The sequence below is a fragment of the Bacillus cereus group sp. BfR-BA-01310 genome (assembly GCF_022664325.1).
Classification (GTDB): domain Bacteria; phylum Bacillota; class Bacilli; order Bacillales; family Bacillaceae_G; genus Bacillus_A; species Bacillus_A paramycoides.
On sequence record NZ_JAKUHD010000014.1, the window covers coordinates 45,547 to 61,492 of the forward strand.

The following is a 15,946-nucleotide window of genomic DNA, read 5'->3' on the forward strand; positions in this document are numbered from 1 at the left end:
ATGAATATGGAATGGGCTCTGGAGCTTCTAACTGAAATGAGTAGGTTAAAGACGGTTACTTCACGTTATCGAAGTATGAAGTGAGCTAATGATAGCTAATAAAGGTGGTACCGCGGGAGTCTCTCGTCCTTTTTAAGGATGAGGGGCTCTTTTTATTTTGAGAAAGGAGGAGTTAGGGTGAATGGGAAAATAATGTTAACAGGAATTAAGCCAACAGGATATCCGCATTTAGGAAATTATATTGGAGCGATTAAACCTGCATTACAAATGTCAAAGAATAATGAAGGAAAAGCATTGTATTTTATAGCTGACTATCATGCATTAAATGCTGTGCATGATCCGAGTCAGTTTAGTAGTTATACGAAAGAGGTAGCAGCTACTTGGTTATCACTTGGACTTGGAGAAGATGTGATTTTCTATCGACAAACAGAAGTACCAGAGATTTTAGAATTAGCTTGGATATTAGCTTGTCTAACTCCGAAAGGACTTATGAACCGTGCTCATGCGTATAAAGCGAAGGTAGAGCAAAATAAAGAAGCGGGTTTAGAAATCGATGCAGGAGTTAATATGGGGTTATATACGTACCCGATTTTAATGGCGGCTGACATATTATTATTTCAAGCTACTCATGTACCAGTCGGAAAAGATCAAATTCAGCATATTGAAATCGCTCGTGATATTGCGACGTATTTTAATCATACATTCGGCACGACATTTACGCTTCCAGAGTATGTGATACAAGAAGAAGGAGCGATTTTACCCGGACTTGATGGAAGAAAGATGAGCAAGAGCTATGGAAATGTTATCCCACTATTTGCAGAGCAAGAAAAACTCCGAAAGCTCATTTTTAAAATAAAAACAGATTCTTCACTTCCAAATGAACCGAAAGAACTAGAAACGTTATTTACAATATATAAAGAATTTGCGACAGAAGATGAAATTCAGTCGATGCGTGAAAAGTATGAGACTGGAATTGGATGGGGCGATGTGAAAAAAGAATTATTCCGCGTTGTAGACCGTGAATTAGCAGGCCCTAGGGAAAAATACGCAACGTATATGAATGAGCCGCACTTATTATATGAAGCGTTAGAAAGAGGTGCTGAGAGGGCACGGGCTATTGCGAAGGCAAATTTAGCGGGAATTAAAAAACGGATTGGGTTTGAGAGGGAACGTTAAGCGTTCCCTTGTTTTTGTTTGAAATCTGTAATAACTCTTTCGATTACAGGAGGAAGATTACTAGGTAACTCATCAAGTGAAAAGAAGTGCAGTTCTTTCGATTCAGTATAGTCGCATACAAGCTCACCTTGGAATTCGCGGCAAATATAAACAACGAGTACACCATGCACTTGATCACCGTTTGGATAGATTTGAAAAAATTCTGGGCCAGAATATGTACGGAACATTTCTGGATTTTTGATAATAAGCCCAGTTTCTTCAAATACTTCTCGTTTTAAAGCGTCTTCTAATGTTTCGTTATATTCTAAGGCCCCGCCGATAATACCCCAGCGGTTAAAATCTGTACGGAGCTGCAGTAATATTTCATTTTTCTCATTTAATACAATTGCGTGTGATCCTATTAAAATAAGTGGATGATTTCCTACTCGTTTTCTCATGTCTTCAATATAACCCATAATTTTTCTCCTTATTTTTAATAATAGTTAGGAAGTTCTTTTAACATTCTTTCTGTGTTATGTGCTGTAAAGGCTAGGTTATGATCATCTTTTGTTCTAAAAAATATTGTGCGTAAAAAGGTTTTAATGTTGGCACCTAAAATACAATACTCATTAAGCGAAAGGCGTTTTCTAATTTGAGGAAGCCTTTTTATTTTTTTATGAATAATTGAAATTAACTCATCTTGCGGGAAGTCATGATACAACATCGATACTAAGGGGGTAACAATTCTCTCATCTTCATTGTTATGGTAAATATCCAATGGAGAACCTCCTTCGCACTTTAAAGATGCGATATTTTCTAGTATTCTAGATATTCAAGGACAATCCTGCTCATGCAAGGAGAACAATTAGAAATTCGAGTATGATATAGATGAGGGAAGAATATGACGAATATAGAACAGTTAGAAAAATATTTCAAAATAAGAAGAAGTGCTTCTTCTATAGTGATAAAAGAAAATAATGCAGAGGTTTTGACAGAAGAGCAATTAGAAGAGATGATGCAACGTTGCGTTGCTGAGGTAGAAAAAGATGGATTAGAAAAACTGCATGTTGAGATTTCTTCAAAAAGCCCAAATTATGATGCGTATAGGAAATGTTTCGGAAAGCATTCATTTGAACATTTTGCTGAAAACATAATTGTATTTAAGGATATATATGAAGTGGATGATATAGAAAGTGATATCGATTTTAAGCTTGTTGAGGAAGTAGGAGAAGAAGCCTTTCACTCTCTTTGGAATGAAGTGACGGAAGAACAAGTAGCGTATGATCAATTTGTACATATGATGGAGCAAGAAATTGGTGGGCAATGGAAAGAACATTGTTTAACAGCGGTTGTAGGTGAAGAGCTAATAGGAATTGTAATCCCGTATATTGAGAGAGGTACGTTAGAAGAAGGGAGACTCATGTATTTTGCAGTTGCTCCAAATATGCGAAATAAAGGGTATGAAGCAGCATTATTTACAGGGGCGATGTTTGTCTTAAAAGAAATAGGAGCTTCTTATTATATTGGCGAGACAAATGTGAAAAATGAGTGGATGAAGGATATTTTTGAAAAGAACGGATGTCAGCTGCTAAGTTCTACTGAGCGATATGTGAGAAAGTTTTAGAAGGATGAATGACATACTCTCCCGAACTCATTTAGCGGGAGGGAGTATATATGTTGAAGCAAACATTGCATTCATTCACTTTACTGTATCCGAAAATATTGTTAGAAGGCTGGAAAATTGAAAAGTTTTCAGAACGTAATGAAGGGGAAAAGTGGGAAACTTTTTGTTTTCAAGTTATTACCCCAACTAGCAAGTTTCGAGTTAAGGAATTTTTTCTTGATATAATGGAACCGGTGTTTCCAGATAGTTGTCTTTCTCAGGCAAAAGGAGATTGTTTTCAATATAAAGGGCTTGTGTATTGGAAAGGTGTAAATTATAAGGGGAAAGAAAGTTATGTAACATCTAAATGGAAAACGCAAATTGAAATTTCTATTGATCTTGGATATGTAAACCAAGATCAAATGGAAAGGTTCTTATTCGAGTTACAGCCGGTAAATACGGAGTTTGCGAAAACGATATTACATACACCGTTTCACCATTTAAGCTTTCAAGCGAAAAGAGGTGAAGTTGGTGAGATAGGAAGATGTCATGAATGGAATTCTCCAGATGACGTATCATATTCGCAATTGCCAATTCATAAAAAGTTAAGTTGGAAGCTCGAATCGATTGGATTCGGAAATGATGAAATGCAGTATGTATACTGGGACGAAGAGAATAAACTATATGCACTTTGGGTTTGTAGGCATAAAAATAAAGCGTACTATCCTATTTCTTCATGGACAACGAATTATGGCGCGAAACAAGTAGTAAATGGTTTAGAGTTTTATTCACACCAGGACCGAGGCACAGTTGTATATGAAGATTTAGGTGATGAGCAAATCGCTTATGTTTTTCGCGGTAATCCGTGTACAACTTATGAACAAATAAAAGAACTTTTTGTATGTTTGTAAGATAAACAGAAAAATCAAAACGACAAAGTAAGCTTTCCTATAATACAATAGAGAAGGATTTGACTATACGAAGAAAGCGTTGGTGAAAGTATGAAGCAACAAAAAAATTGGTTACAAGCAACTGTAGAACGAAATGAAGATAATACGTTACATATAGAGTGGGAAAATAATATAGAAGAAGTTCGTATTTATTGGAGTACTTCACCAGAACATATTGAAGAAAATGGAGAGTTACTTGTAACGGTAATTGGAGAGTCATCATGTACAATTGAAAACCCGAGCGAAAATGAGCGTCCATATTTTAGGTTAGTAGGAAGTAATGGACAAGTGGTAACTGTAGCGGAGCGCAGATTACCATTACAAGGAGCGTTTAACTTCCGTGATATGGGAGGATATGAAACGACAGAAGGCCGTAAAGTAAAATGGGGCAAATTGTATCGTTCTGAAGAGTTAGCAGGATTAACAGAATGGGATATCGAGTATTTACAGAAGTTGGGATTAAAACTAATTTGTGATTACCGTACAGATTTTGAAGTGAAGCATAAGCCGAACCCAGGCATTAAGGGTGCTCGTCAAGTATGCATACCAGTTATGCAAGACTTAGCGAAAGATTTAAATATAAATGAGTTTTTCCAGGTTGGTGACTTATCTGTATTAGGAAAACCTGGTGAATATTTAGTGAAAATGAATCAAGATTTTGTGAAGGGTAATGAGGCGTTTGTGAGCTTTTTACAGTTAGCACAAAATCCAGAAAACTTACCGTTAGTGAATCATTGTACAGCCGGTAAAGATCGGACTGGCTTTGGCTCAGCATTATTATTACTTCTATTAGGTGTATCAGAAGAAACGGTAATGCAAGACTATTTACTAAGTAACGGTTTCCGTGAAAAGTTAAACGAAAAAATGATGGCATTTTTAGGTGCCAAATTACAAAACGATGAAAGTAGAGCAATATTAGGGGCGATGTTTGAAGCACGCGCTGAGTATTTACAGGCTGCGATTGATGAAATTAAAAAGCAGTATGGATCTATTGAAGCATATGCTGAAAAAGGACTTGGCTTTACGAAAGAATCATTAGAGGAAATGAAAGAATTACTTTTGGAAGATAAATAACAAGAAGGGAGGCTGATTTAGATTAGTCTCCTTTTATTATTGTTGATATAATTTCGTTTATGAGGATGTTGTGCACCGAGGGGGAAATGGGTGAAAAGAACTTACGAATCGGGGGATAAAATGATTCATACACGTTTAAAAGCAGAAGAGTTAAGGGGAAAGCTAACAACAATATTAAGTCAAGAATATAAGGATTTAGCTGTTCAGGATTTAAAGGTGATTGGAACAGGAGTGCAAAATATTGTTTTTCGAGGAGATTCAGAAAAAGGACCTTTAGCATTTCGAGTGCCGTGGGAACGTGAAGTGGAAAATATAAATGAAGATTTATTTAATAGTCGACTCTCGTTGCAAAAGGAAGCAGAGCTTTCTAAGTTTTGTAATTCAAAAGGTATTCCAGTACCAAGGATATACGGATTGCATCTTTCTACCGACCTTGATTTTTTAATTTCGGATTATGTGGCTACGGATCATATGCCTATTCCTGCGTATAAAATAGGAGAGCTAGTTAACAAGCTTCATAGTATGTCACTTGAAGGTTTACATTACGAGCAAAACATTAGAGAGCCAATTAGTAAGCGTATAGCGGAACGAATTGTGAAAAGAGTAGAAGGTTTTAATACAATTACGAACTGTAATATTAAACTTCCAGATGCACAATCAATTGAACATATTCTTAGTAGGGCGGATCATACGAAAAGTTTATTGCATATGGACATTCGACCAGCAAATTTAATTGGATATAACGGAGAAGTTAAAGCGATAGTTGATTGGGATAACGCTCTAATTGGTAATCCATTATTGGAGCTTATGAGAATAGCTGAAACGAATGAGGTTAGTTGGGATGAATTTAAAGATGGATATAAGAATGATAATATCTTTAACGCTACTCCTCATATCGTTAGTTTGTTTTATAGATTAGATACCTCGGTTATGCTTGCAAACTTATTTATAGCACATTTGAAAATAGAAGATAAAGGTGTATTCTATAAAGAGCGAGTCAAAGCACTTTATAATGAAATATATAAAAGCTTATAATTAAGCTATAAGAATGAAGTTTTTAATATAGGAATTGAGGAGAACATCATGAAATACAAAGTTATATTATTTGACGTAGACGATACATTATTAGATTTCCCTGAAACAGAAAGAAACGCATTACATAATGCGTTTGTACAGTTCGGAATGCCTACAGGGTATGATGATTATCTTGCAAGTTATAAAGAGATTAGTAATGGATTATGGAGAGATTTAGAAAATAAAATGATTACGCTAAGTGAATTAGCAGTAGATCGATTTAGACAATTATTTGCTCTTCATAATCTAGAAGTGGATGCACAGCAATTTAGTGATGTATACCTTGAAAACTTGGGGAAAGAAGTACATCTTATAGAAGGTGCAGTGCAATTATGCGAGAATCTTCAAGATTGTAAGTTAGGTATCATTACGAATGGATATACAAAAGTGCAACAATCTAGAATTGGAAATTCGCCTTTAAGTAACTTCTTTGATCATATTATTATTTCAGAAGAAGTAGGCCATCAAAAACCAGCTCGTGAGATTTTTGACTATGCATTTGAAAAGCTTGGCATTACTGATAAATCAAGTGTACTAATGGTTGGAGATTCGCTAACTTCTGATATGAAAGGCGGAGAAGATTACGGTATTGATACTTGTTGGTATAATCCTAGTTTAAAAGAGAATACGACAGGCGTTAAGCCGACTTATGAAGTGGAGAGTTTGTTACAAATTTTAGAAATTGTGGAAGTGGCGGAAGAAAAGGTAGCCTCATTTTAATCATGTTGATATTTGTCGATAAATCGATATATCGATATATCGAAAAAATCGTTGATATATTGTAAGTTGTGTTAGATATATTTGAAAAATCGTTCAACTAATATATGGATTGAAAAATAGCGCTACTATACTAAGGTCATTCATGTGTTATAATGCATGAATTAAATATACGTATATGCATAGTTTTTCAGAGTGATTCGATGTCAGGTTTGAGCTGTGTAACAACTAGAGGTGAGTGAAGGATGTTAACGTTTTTATTTGAGTTAGACAAGGCTATTCCGCAGAAGGATGAGCCACGATATGTCTCTTATACAAAGGGTTTTATTGAAGGGGATTTAACAATTCGTGTCGGTGACAGAGTACTTTTTCAGAAGTCATGTATGAAGGTCGCAGAGCTCGGCATTTATTTAGGACAGTGGATGGAACAAGTTCAACATGGGCAGAACGTACAAATGAATTATGAAACGAGTGACCGTGATGAAGTAATTCTCGGATTCTTCTATGAAGAGGACGATCAGTGGGGAGTTTCTTCCAGTTGGCAACAATTTGAACTTCAGGAGCGTATATCTACTGCAACATTAGTAGAGAGCGTTCAACGCTATTTATATGAGCTAAATAAGGAACTGCGCGCGATAGAATATCCTGTGACGTTTGATCAGTACTTAAGAGGAGAGCGAATGATGCAGCTTTCTTACAAACGACCGTGTGATAGTAAAGCGGATACGACGTCGATAGAGGTTTACAATGGAAGCAAACAAGTAGGCGTAGTACGGGGCTATTATAAAAATACGTTGATGAAAGTGCTAGACTTCATTCCAAAAGTTGGTAGTAATATCATTTACGAAATAAAGGATAGTAAGGACAATATTCGCGTCATTGCAAAGGATGTAAGTAGGCAGCGCCAAAGAAAGATTTTAGTAACGTACATCGATAATAATGATGCAGAGCATGAAATGCTTGTATGTGACGGAAAGTTATTGGATGCAAATTTCTTATTTACCTTTACATATAACACAGAAGAATATGTTGTTCACAAAACTTCACTTGGGCTTGGAAAGTTATTACGAAACGGCTATGTAATTGCAGATTGGAATATTCGTCTTGAGGAAGACATGTATCACATCGAGATGAATGTATATGATGATGATTATATTGAGGATCAATACTTACTGTTAGGCGTATTTCATGCGGTTTTGTATGGGTGATAAAGTGAAACTATAATTAGTGGGGTAAATGGGAAGTACCGGTATTCTTCATGGGAAGGATGCCGGTACTTTTTTATGGTTCTGAAAAAAGGACGGTATTTTCGTTGCAACCTATTTGTCGATTTGATAAATGTAGTGATAAAAACTATAAAAAATAGGCGTATCAAGCAAAGTGTTGATACACCATAAAACTACATTGTTAAGCAATATGCGTCGTTGTGTAGTATATCTTTAATTACTTTAGATTCAGTATTACATATTAGACTTGGTGCCTTTTCTTAATCATCAAAAATAAAGATTTCATCAATAGAACTATGAAGTGTCTTCGCTATATCGTGAGCAAGCTGCAATGAAGGATTATACTTTCCTTTTTCAAGATGGCTAATCGTTTCACGACGTACACCAACTTGTTTCGCTAAATCTTCTTGTGTCATATTCAATTTGGCACGGTATTCTTTTATCTTCGTTACGAACGCCATGGTGCATCTTCCATTTCATCAATTGGTTTATCGTAAAAGAAAATAGAGAAGCCGAACGTAAGAATGAGTGTGCCGAAAATAAGGGCGATATCAATCTCTTGTAATGTAGGATTCGGAAATAACATTTCAATAAACATAATGATAGCGGTTGTTAGTAATGTAACGATAAAGGCATTTCGGCACGATTTATTTACAATCTGTTCAAAAAGCTCATCATGATGAACTTTTCTATACGTTGTGAAAAAGGAGAAAAAACAAAACATAGTAAACAAGCCTTTTTCATAAAAAAATCCTAGAAAGCCAAAGAAACCGAGAAATCCTAAATATTTAATCCAAGTTGTTTTCACGATGGATTCTCCTTTCGGTGTTAGAAATAAATCACTATATGTTATAAATATATCACATGTAGAAATGAATGGTAATAATAGTTTTACAGTTTGTTTCATAATAATAGTAAAAAAGGATAAATATTCTGTAAAATAAAAAGGAAAATATCGTAAAATGTTTGTAAGGAGGGGGAGAAAAAAATGCTAACTTGGATAATGATCGTTATATTACTTGTAGTTATTACTGTAATTGGTACGGTATTAATTGGGCGAAATGGTGATGCGAATTATAGTAAAGCGACAAAAGGAAATATTAAAAGGCTTACGATGATTTATATTATATTAGCCGTTGTTTTAATAGTTGGACTTGGTGCTTATATTTATTTTAAAGGATAAAAGTACAACTAGATAAAACTGAAAAATAATAAAAATCTAAAAATATAAGTATGCTATAATGTTAATATAGTTATTTGGTAATTAAGGAAAGGATTGGATGTAATGATTGAAATTACGAATGTGTCAAAAAGTTATAATGGATCTTCATATGCAGTGAAAGATTTAAGTTTAACAGTACCTAGCGGAGAAATCTTTGGTTTTTTAGGACCGAATGGTGCCGGTAAATCAACGACAATTAAGATGATTACTGGTATTCATGGGGTGGACAAAGGGACCATTACGATTAACGGCAAAGATATTATGAAAGAGCCGATGGAAGCGAAAAAGACGTTCGGTTATGTTCCAGATAGTCCAGATATGTTTTTACGATTAAAAGGAATTGAATATTTAAACTTTATGGCTGATATGTATGAAGTGCCGAAAGAAGTACGACAAGAACGAATAGAGTCTTTAGCAAAGAAATTTGATCTTTATAATGCTTTATCGGATCAAATTCAAAGTTATTCACACGGTATGAGACAAAAGATTGTTATTATTGGTGTGCTTTTACACGAACCGGATGTGTGGATTTTAGATGAGCCATTAACGGGGCTTGATCCGAAATCTGCCTATATTTTAAAAGAAATGATGAGAGAACATGCAGATAAAGGGAAGATTGTATTTTTCTCTACACACGTACTAGAAGTAGCGGAAAAAATATGTGACCGCGTTGCTATAATTAATAAGGGGAATTTGCAGTTTAAAGGGAATTTAGATGAAATGAGAGATCATTTTAAATCCAATGAATCACTTGAAAAAATGTTCTTGGAGATGACGGGCAATGAGTAAAATTTGGACGTTAACAAAGGTATTATTGAAATTAAATTATGCAGATTTCATAACAGATAAAAAGAAAAGATGGGCGTATTTATTTTCATTTGCAGCCATTTTATTTGTAGGTTTTTTAATATTCGGTTCGATGACCCATGGAATATATGAAGGAATGATACACCTCGGACAGCATCCAGGAATTGTTATTGCGATGGGATTAGCAGTTGCTAGTATATGGGTATTTTTGATGAGTATTATGAACATTTTAACAGTGTTTTACTATAGTAATGATGTTGAAATGTTGCTACCGTTACCGTTAAAACCAGCGCAAATTATTTCGGCAAAGTTCTTTACAGTGTTAATTACACAATACGTAATGAGCTCGTTTATTTTATTGCCTATCTTTATTACTTACGGTTTAAAGAGTGGTGCTTTCATTACATATTACATTTATATGATTGTCATTTACTTATTCTTCCCGATCATTCCGCTAGTTTTAGCTTCGTTAATTATGACAATTATTATGAGGTATACGAATATAGCGAAAAATAAAGATCGAGGAAATATATTCATTGGAATTGTAAGTATATTATTTATCGTAGGAATTAATGTGTTTATGCAATGGAGAAATAAAAGTGCAGTATCTGGAGCTGGAGATTCGGTTGCGAATTATCTTGCAAATAATCAATCCTCACTTTTCATACAAATGACAAATTATTTTCCAACTACATATTTTGGAGCGATGGGATTAGTAGAAAGTGCAGCGTGGAAAGGCCTATTATACGTTCTTATTTACATGCTTATTTCTATCGCGTTTTTCGGGCTGTTTTATTACATTGCAGAGCGCACCTATTTGAAAGGGGTTATTGGGCTTTCAACGAGTACAGCAAAGAAAGAGGTAATTTCAGCAGAAGGTTTACAGAAATCAACGGTACAAAGTTCTCATTTAAAAGCATATGTGAAAAAAGAATTTAAAACGTTATTCCGTACACCGCAATTTTTCTTAAATTGCATTGTGCAAACTTTTGTAATGCCGATTATGCTGTTTTTTATTTTATTTGTACAAGATGGAAATTTAAAATGGATTACGGGGTATATTGATAATCCGGAATCAGCAGGTTTTGCAATTGGTGCTGGCCTTTGTGCATCTTTATTTTTAATGGGAAATAATGTGATTGCAACAACGTCATTTTCTCGAGATGGAAGCTCTTGGTTTGTGAATCGTTACTTACCAGTAAAGGCTTCCGATATCTTTTTCGCAAAAACATTAACAGCTTGGCTAATTAATATATCAATTTTAGCGGTATTCGGTATTACGATGGCAGTTGTAGCGGGGGTTTCTCCAGTATTTATGGTACTATGGTTCTTACTAAGTGCGAACGGTTTATTGTTAATCAATTTAATCGGTACACGCTGGGATGCACAAACTGCAGATATTCATTGGGATACAGAGCAGAAATTATTTAAAAGCCGATATACGACTTTGTGGAATTTTTTAGCTAATATTTTAATAGCTTTAATTATTGTAGCGGGAGTAAGTGTATTATACTTTGTCCTTCATGTAGGACTGTGGGTTATGTTTATTATTTTATTTATACTGTTTACCATTGCCAATTTAATTTTAATTAGAATTTTAAAATTAGGTGCAAAACGTATATTGTCAAATATTAATTAAGAAGATAGATCCTCTGTATTCGTACAGAGGATTTATCCATAGATGGAGGAGAAAAAGTGAAGAAAATAGCAATTGTAACAGGGGCAACTCGTCTTAATGGAATTGGTGCAGCTGTATGCAAGGTGCTTGCTCAAAAGGGGATAGACATTTTTTTCACGTACTGGCCTCGGTATGATAAAGCAATGCCGTGGGGAATGAATGATCAAGAACCTTTTTTATTGAAAAAGGAAATTGAAAGTTATGGCGTTCGATGTGAAATGGCAGAAATCAACTTATCGCAGTCTTATTCGCCTAATCGTGTATTGTATATGGTATCAGAACGATTAGGCGAACCATCTATTCTTATTAATAATGCAGCTTATTCTACTCATACGAAAATTGAAGAGCTAGATGTAGAACAGTTAGATAAACATTATACGGTTAATGTTCGTGCTACTATGTTATTAAGTTCATTATTTATTAAACATTTTTCACTCAAAACGAGTGGAAGTATCATTAATCTTACTTCAGGGCAGTCATTAGGGCCAATGCCCGATGAACTTGCATACGCAGCAACGAAAGGAGCAATAGAGGCATTTACAAAGTCAGTTGCACCAGTTGCTATGGAGAAGGGGATTACAGTCAATGCTGTGGATCCAGGGCCAACGAATACAGGATGGATTACTGAAGAATTACAGCATCATTTAGTATGGAAATTCCCGCAAGGAAGAGTTGGAGAATCAATGGATGTTGCGCGCTTAATTTCCTTTTTAGTAGGTGATGAAGCGAAGTGGGTTACTGGGCAAGTGATTCATTCGAATGGTGGTTATTCATAAAAATATTATGTTAACAAAGTTGAGAAACAAAAAAAGTTGGCTTATTTTATTTTTTTGTATAAATAAAATGTCAAAAAAGAGAAAAAGTTGATATGAGAGTATATTGCCACATGTAGATTACAATTCTTTATGTGACAATATACTCTTTTTCTTTTATTACGTAGTAGAAAAATAGGGTAGAAGAAACTCGAATATTAAAATCATTTTATCATTTTTTGTACGTATTATTATGAAGATTACTGTCGGAAAGATGGTGATTCGTGTGAAAAGGAATTTTTTAATGGAAAATAGAATCGTAAAGAGGAGGATAAAATTGTAAACATAGGGGGATTTTTATGAAAATGAAAAAAGTCGCTATCGCTTCGATTACAATTGGTACAATGCTTACTATGGCAGCTTGTAGTACCTCCACGGATAAAGATGCAGCGAAGAAGGACCAAGCAACTGCACAAAATGAGGAACAATCAAAAACGACAAGTGCAGATGAAGCGTCAAAAACAACGAAAGATACTGAAAAAGACACAAATACTTCTTCGAATGAAAAAACAGATAAGGATTCAAAAAATACGAAAGAATCATCAAGCACAGAAAGTAACGGCAAAACATCTACTCAAAATCAAAATGGCAAAACGAAAGAAAAAGAAACGACAGGAAAAACGAATGATCAAACTACTAGTGGAAAAGCAACAGATCAAAGCACAAGCACAAGTACAGACAATAATGGGAAAACAACGAAAGATCCGAAGAAAAACGTTGCTGTGAAAACAAATGTGAAAGAAGTAGTTGTACTAATTGAAAGCTTAGACAAGCAATTAGCGGCAAACCCTAAATTTGAAACAGTTAACAAACTTGGAAAGCAAATTAATGAGAAGTGGGATGTAATTGAAAAAGAGTTAGAAGCATCACATCCAACCGAGTATAAAACAATTGGTCAAAGTATGTATCCGTTAATTGTAGGAGCGGAAAAAGAAAAGATAGATGTTAAGAAAATGAAGTCATTAACGACAAAAACGAAACAAGATTTAAATCAATTATTAACGAAGCTTTCATAGTTTCAAAAGCCTACTCGTGTGAGTAGGCCTTTTTAGTTTGTTGAGGTAGTGTGTGGGCTCGTTATTTATTGTTCTTTTCAATTATGATACGAAATGAATCGAACGTTTGTTGAATGACATAATTTTCTTTACTCACTTTATAAGGAAATGGAAAAGCAACTAGCTGGGAAGATGAAAAGTTTCATGAATTATCCACTTTAATTCAATATTCATAGTATAAAACATGAAGACAAAAATATCTGCAGAGGTGAGGTGAATAAAGAATGCTTTCCAAGCATTTTTACAATGAAATGCAAATGCGTCCTTTAGGAGGGCAGGGACCTGCACAAAGTACTATTCAAGCTGTTCATCAGGCTATACAAGCACAGCAACAAGCATTACAATCACAACAAATGCAACAAAGTTATTACCCATCACAATCGTATTACCCATCACAATCGTATTACCCATCACAATCGTATTACCCATCACAATCGTATTACCCATCACAGTCGTATTATCCATCACAATCGTATTACCCATCACAGTCGTATTATCCATCACAATCGTATTGCCCATCACAGTCGTATTATCCATCACAATCGTATTACATGATGTAGATTATACAAGGATGGAATTTATTTTTGATCGTTACTGTATGAAACTGTATATGTTTTATAGCGAACAATGACAAACAGAAATAGCTCTTTGATGGGAACAAAAACCTTTTTAGCTTGATGGGGATAGGACATTGCCATCAAGCTAAACTCATATAACGTCAATGATAAGCGAGATTGTTTGATCTTGTAATCTTTTTTTGTTCTTTTGTTAGCTGACGAATAATCACATGGATTGGCACTTTATCAGTCATTCCTACATAAGCATTGGATATTTTACATGTTTGTCCTGGTTGAAGAGAGTTCATTAAGACCGTCATATTTATTTTGTTAGCTTGATAGCTATGGGGGAGGAGCAGCAAAAAAATATTTTCACATAGGTAGTTTATCGAAGGTTTTACTATTCCTAATGTGGAATAGAATCTTATCCAAGCATTACTAATTTTTTTAGGGGGAATTGTAATGAAATTAAGGATCACCACTTTGACATTAGCTACAGCCTTAACATTCGGTACTCTAGCAGGAAACAATGTGTCTGCGGAAACAAAAACAACATCTAGCTCAACTCAAACAGAAAAAAGTTATTTGATTGCCTTTAAGAAAGATTTACCTAGCAATTATCAATCTATTATTTCGAATGCAGGTGGGCAAATTCTCCGCGTCATTCCTGCCATCGGAGCAATGGAAGTAAAGTCAAGTAACCCTTCCTTCTTGGATAACTTGAAAGGGGTTTCATCTATCCAAGCTGCAAATCAAGAAGTTTTCCACGCTTTAGATAAAGAAGAAATACGGCCAACCGCAGCGGACGGAAAGCCAGTAACGGATATCCCACAGCCAGAAAATATAGACAGCTATTGGAATTATCAATGGGACATCAAAAATATAACAAATGATGGTGCGTCTTATAAGCTGAATGGAGGAACAGGGAAAGGAGCAACAGTCGGTGTAATCGACAGCGGTATCGATGCGAATCATCCTGATTTAATAAAAAACTATAGTGGTGGTCAGAATTTCGTACCAGCTGGTGCGGATGAAACTGAGAAAGGTGATCCTGCTGATGTGAAGGATAGGGGAGGACATGGAACCCATGTAGCAGGCTCAATTGCAGCAAATGGCAAAATAAAAGGGGTTGGACCAGATCTTAAAGTTCGTTCATATCGCGTTTTCCCCGAATCTGGTAGTGCACCGACAGCTTGGATTGTAGACGCTATTGTTGCGGCTGCAAATGATAATGTTGACGTTATAAACATGTCTATCGGTGGATTTGATAGCATGAAATACTATGATAACGGAAAAAAATATAGCGATAATGCGGATGTTCTTATTTGGAAGCGTGCAATTCAATATGCCGTACAAAAAAATGTAACAGTCGTAGCTGCAAGTGGAAACGAATCACTCAATATGAATGATAAGAAAATGATAACAGATTATTTAAATAAGGAGTATGGCTCAGACGATCTTATCTTTAAAGGGCCTTATGTAGAAACTCCGGGTCAAATTCCGGGTGTAATTAATGTATCTTCTTCTAATCAATGGTCAACTGATAAAATTGCATTTTACTCAAACTATGGAAACAGTTTTATTGATGTGGCAGCACCAGGCGGTGATAACGGTCCTGTATATGCTGAAACAGGCGATCTAGCACAGCGAGATTTCCATTATCGTACATTAAGTACATGGCCAACTTATTTGGAACCATATTTCACTTCAGATCTGCATAACTATGCTTTAATGCATGGAACATCAATGGCCTCGCCAAAAGTAGCGGGAATTGCGGGGGTTATTAAAGCGGCTCATCCGACATATTCTCCTGCACAAGTAGAGAACTTAATTAAACAAACAGCAAAAGATTTCGGTAAACCAGGACATGATGCATTATTTGGATCTGGAGAAGCAAATATTTATAATGCGTTATTAAAAATAAAAAAATAATAAAAAAGTGGGATAGCACCTATCCCTATTAAGTTCAGGTACCTGTTGTTCCAAAAAACGGGCAGAATCTACATTGATAAATAT

The 15,946-nt window shown here is 35.1% G+C and carries 17 protein-coding genes, 1 pseudogene and 1 other annotated feature (1 of these 19 cut by a window edge); of the genes and pseudogenes, 14 read left to right on the top strand and 4 right to left on the bottom strand.

Annotated elements, in window-relative coordinates; genetic code table 11:
- Nucleotides 1-134: a binding site (T-box leader), on the top strand (it extends 75 nt beyond the left edge of the window).
- Nucleotides 135-138: 4 nt separating this feature from the next.
- The gene (locus MR109_RS21770) at nt 139-1,176 is read left to right on the top strand and encodes a tryptophan--tRNA ligase (protein ID WP_242273841.1); all 1,038 of its coding nucleotides are present in this window, start codon (nt 139-141) and stop codon (nt 1,174-1,176) included.
- Here MR109_RS21770 and MR109_RS21775 read toward each other — a convergent pair.
- Nucleotides 1,173-1,631: an NUDIX hydrolase gene (locus MR109_RS21775; protein ID WP_098307984.1), complete on the bottom strand. Its 459-nt coding sequence runs from the start codon at nt 1,629-1,631 to the stop codon at nt 1,173-1,175. The two genes, MR109_RS21770 and MR109_RS21775, sit on opposite strands and share 4 nt — an antisense overlap.
- A 17-nt stretch (nt 1,632-1,648) precedes the next feature.
- Nucleotides 1,649-1,936 (bottom strand): annotated as a pseudogene (locus tag MR109_RS21780) (DUF2785 domain-containing protein); the annotation flags it as partial.
- A 120-nt stretch (nt 1,937-2,056) separates the two neighbouring features.
- Between MR109_RS21780 and MR109_RS21785 the strand changes: the two are divergent.
- From MR109_RS21785 to MR109_RS21810, 6 genes are all read left to right on the top strand, one after another.
- Nucleotides 2,057-2,779 carry a GNAT family N-acetyltransferase gene (locus MR109_RS21785; protein WP_071719053.1) on the top strand — a complete coding sequence of 241 codons (723 nt, stop codon included), beginning with the start codon at nt 2,057-2,059 and terminating at the stop codon, nt 2,777-2,779.
- A gap of 50 nt (nt 2,780-2,829) precedes the next feature.
- Nucleotides 2,830-3,669, top strand: coding sequence for a hypothetical protein (locus MR109_RS21790; protein WP_071719052.1), 840 nt, complete (start codon nt 2,830-2,832; stop codon nt 3,667-3,669).
- 90 nt (nt 3,670-3,759) lie between these two features.
- Complete coding sequence (locus MR109_RS21795) at nt 3,760-4,782, top strand: tyrosine-protein phosphatase (RefSeq protein WP_242273842.1); 1,023 nt, start codon at nt 3,760-3,762, stop codon at nt 4,780-4,782.
- Between the two features lie 90 nt (nt 4,783-4,872).
- Nucleotides 4,873-5,817: a phosphotransferase family protein gene (locus MR109_RS21800; protein WP_242273843.1), complete on the top strand. Its 945-nt coding sequence runs from the start codon at nt 4,873-4,875 to the stop codon at nt 5,815-5,817.
- A 48-nt stretch (nt 5,818-5,865) separates the two neighbouring features.
- Entirely contained in the window at nt 5,866-6,576 is a 711-nt protein-coding gene (locus MR109_RS21805) for a YjjG family noncanonical pyrimidine nucleotidase (RefSeq protein ID WP_242273845.1), read from the top strand.
- A 242-nt stretch (nt 6,577-6,818) separates the two neighbouring features.
- A complete protein-coding gene (locus tag MR109_RS21810) occupies nt 6,819-7,781 on the top strand; it encodes a tubby C-terminal domain-like protein (protein WP_242273846.1) in 963 nt (320 codons plus the stop codon).
- Nucleotides 7,782-8,059: 278 nt separating this feature from the next.
- Here the strand turns inward: MR109_RS21810 and MR109_RS21815 are convergent, their stop codons facing one another.
- On the bottom strand, nt 8,060-8,260 hold the full coding sequence (locus MR109_RS21815; RefSeq protein WP_048373146.1) for a helix-turn-helix transcriptional regulator: 201 nt from the start codon (nt 8,258-8,260) through the stop codon (nt 8,060-8,062).
- Nucleotides 8,248-8,607 carry a DUF3796 domain-containing protein gene (locus MR109_RS21820; protein ID WP_071719046.1) on the bottom strand — a complete coding sequence of 120 codons (360 nt, stop codon included), beginning with the start codon at nt 8,605-8,607 and terminating at the stop codon, nt 8,248-8,250. The genes MR109_RS21815 and MR109_RS21820 overlap by 13 nt, the downstream gene beginning before the upstream one ends.
- A gap of 180 nt (nt 8,608-8,787) precedes the next feature.
- Here MR109_RS21820 and MR109_RS21825 point away from each other — a divergent pair, with 180 nt between their 5' ends.
- The 7 genes from MR109_RS21825 (at nt 8,788) to MR109_RS21860 (ending at nt 15,862) form a co-directional block, all read left to right on the top strand.
- Nucleotides 8,788-8,982, top strand: a complete 195-nt coding sequence (locus tag MR109_RS21825; protein ID WP_002172685.1) for a hypothetical protein — start codon at nt 8,788-8,790, stop codon at nt 8,980-8,982.
- Between the two features lie 102 nt (nt 8,983-9,084).
- Nucleotides 9,085-9,810, top strand: a complete 726-nt coding sequence (locus tag MR109_RS21830; protein WP_048373143.1) for an ABC transporter ATP-binding protein — start codon at nt 9,085-9,087, stop codon at nt 9,808-9,810.
- Nucleotides 9,803-11,467, top strand: coding sequence for a putative ABC transporter permease subunit (locus MR109_RS21835; protein ID WP_242273847.1), 1,665 nt, complete (start codon nt 9,803-9,805; stop codon nt 11,465-11,467). Before MR109_RS21830 ends, MR109_RS21835 begins: the two co-directional genes overlap by 8 nt.
- Nucleotides 11,468-11,523: 56 nt before the next feature.
- Nucleotides 11,524-12,282 carry an SDR family oxidoreductase gene (locus MR109_RS21840; protein ID WP_071719043.1) on the top strand — a complete coding sequence of 253 codons (759 nt, stop codon included), beginning with the start codon at nt 11,524-11,526 and terminating at the stop codon, nt 12,280-12,282.
- 335 nt (nt 12,283-12,617) lie between these two features.
- Nucleotides 12,618-13,334, top strand: coding sequence for a hypothetical protein (locus tag MR109_RS21845; protein ID WP_242273848.1), 717 nt, complete (start codon nt 12,618-12,620; stop codon nt 13,332-13,334).
- A 263-nt stretch (nt 13,335-13,597) separates the two neighbouring features.
- A complete protein-coding gene (locus tag MR109_RS21850) occupies nt 13,598-13,933 on the top strand; it encodes a hypothetical protein (RefSeq protein WP_242273849.1) in 336 nt (111 codons plus the stop codon).
- 459 nt (nt 13,934-14,392) lie between these two features.
- Nucleotides 14,393-15,862 (top strand): S8 family serine peptidase, encoded by a 1,470-nt coding sequence (locus tag MR109_RS21860; protein WP_002172679.1) that lies wholly within the window; start codon nt 14,393-14,395, stop codon nt 15,860-15,862.
- Nucleotides 15,863-15,946 lie beyond the last annotated feature (84 nt).

Bases quoted from the DNA above. Each gene is read 5' to 3' on its own strand.
- MR109_RS21770 (WP_242273841.1), top strand. From the start codon at position 139: ATGAGGGGCTCTTTTTATTTTGAGAAAGGAGGAGTTAGGGTGAATGGG.
- MR109_RS21775 (WP_098307984.1), bottom strand. From the start codon at position 1,631: ATGGGTTATATTGAAGACATGAGAAAACGAGTAGGAAATCATCCACTT.
- MR109_RS21785 (WP_071719053.1), top strand. From the start codon at position 2,057: ATGACGAATATAGAACAGTTAGAAAAATATTTCAAAATAAGAAGAAGT.
- MR109_RS21790 (WP_071719052.1), top strand. From the start codon at position 2,830: ATGTTGAAGCAAACATTGCATTCATTCACTTTACTGTATCCGAAAATA.
- MR109_RS21795 (WP_242273842.1), top strand. From the start codon at position 3,760: ATGAAGCAACAAAAAAATTGGTTACAAGCAACTGTAGAACGAAATGAA.
- MR109_RS21805 (WP_242273845.1), top strand. From the start codon at position 5,866: ATGAAATACAAAGTTATATTATTTGACGTAGACGATACATTATTAGAT.
- MR109_RS21810 (WP_242273846.1), top strand. From the start codon at position 6,819: ATGTTAACGTTTTTATTTGAGTTAGACAAGGCTATTCCGCAGAAGGAT.
- MR109_RS21815 (WP_048373146.1), bottom strand. From the start codon at position 8,260: ATGGCGTTCGTAACGAAGATAAAAGAATACCGTGCCAAATTGAATATG.
- MR109_RS21825 (WP_002172685.1), top strand. From the start codon at position 8,788: ATGCTAACTTGGATAATGATCGTTATATTACTTGTAGTTATTACTGTA.
- MR109_RS21830 (WP_048373143.1), top strand. From the start codon at position 9,085: ATGATTGAAATTACGAATGTGTCAAAAAGTTATAATGGATCTTCATAT.
- MR109_RS21835 (WP_242273847.1), top strand. From the start codon at position 9,803: ATGAGTAAAATTTGGACGTTAACAAAGGTATTATTGAAATTAAATTAT.
- MR109_RS21845 (WP_242273848.1), top strand. From the start codon at position 12,618: ATGAAAATGAAAAAAGTCGCTATCGCTTCGATTACAATTGGTACAATG.
- MR109_RS21850 (WP_242273849.1), top strand. From the start codon at position 13,598: ATGCTTTCCAAGCATTTTTACAATGAAATGCAAATGCGTCCTTTAGGA.
- MR109_RS21860 (WP_002172679.1), top strand. From the start codon at position 14,393: ATGAAATTAAGGATCACCACTTTGACATTAGCTACAGCCTTAACATTC.